The organism is Flavobacterium suaedae, from assembly GCF_014642915.1.
Taxonomy (GTDB): Bacteria; Bacteroidota; Bacteroidia; order Flavobacteriales; family Flavobacteriaceae; genus Flavobacterium; species Flavobacterium suaedae.
Genome location: NZ_BMJE01000025.1, coordinates 1 through 532 on the forward strand (window position 1 = coordinate 1; position 532 = coordinate 532).

At 47.2% G+C, this 532-nt stretch carries 1 protein-coding gene; it reads left to right on the forward strand.

Going from position 1 to position 532, the window contains the following annotated elements:
• Window positions 1–118: 118 nt before the first annotated feature.
• Complete coding sequence (locus IEW45_RS14960) at window positions 119–406, forward strand: non-specific lipid-transfer protein (RefSeq protein ID WP_505692162.1); 288 nt, start codon at window positions 119–121, stop codon at window positions 404–406.
• Window positions 407–532: the final 126 nt, after the last annotated feature.

The following is a 532-nucleotide window of genomic DNA, read 5'->3' on the forward strand; positions in this document are numbered from 1 at the left end:
CACAAACACATACATTGTAGTATCACTTTTGTCTCGGAATTTGTTCTTTTGAGTTATGGCAAGCTTAAAGGTTGCATGTGTGGTTTTGATGTGCATGGCTGTGATGAGTGCACCAATGATGGTGCAAGCCGTGTCATGCAATGATGTTTCTGTGAACCTAGCACCGTGCCTATCTTACCTGATGCAGGGTGGAGATGTTCCAGAATCGTGCTGTAGCGGAGTGAGGAACATTCTGGGTTCTGCCAGCACCACCTTTGACAAACAAACCGTGTGCAAATGTCTTCAGCAAGCTGCTAATAACTATGGCATCAACGACGAATACGCTCAGGCACTCCCCGCCCGCTGCAATGTCAGCGTCCCTTACAAGATCAGCCGATCCACCAACTGCGACTCCATCAAGTTCTAAAGGAGCGGGTAGCTTTGCCAATTTCTTCCGCGGGATAATGAGGCAACGTATGCTGTAACACTTGTTATCGTTATCATTAAAATAAAAGAAAGCGAGTGTGACTCGGGTTCCACTCATGTGAGCCTG

Excerpts from the sequence above, each read along its gene's own strand:
- IEW45_RS14960 (WP_505692162.1), top strand. The coding sequence starts at position 119 with ATGGTGCAAGCCGTGTCATGCAATGATGTTTCTGTGAACCTAGCACCG.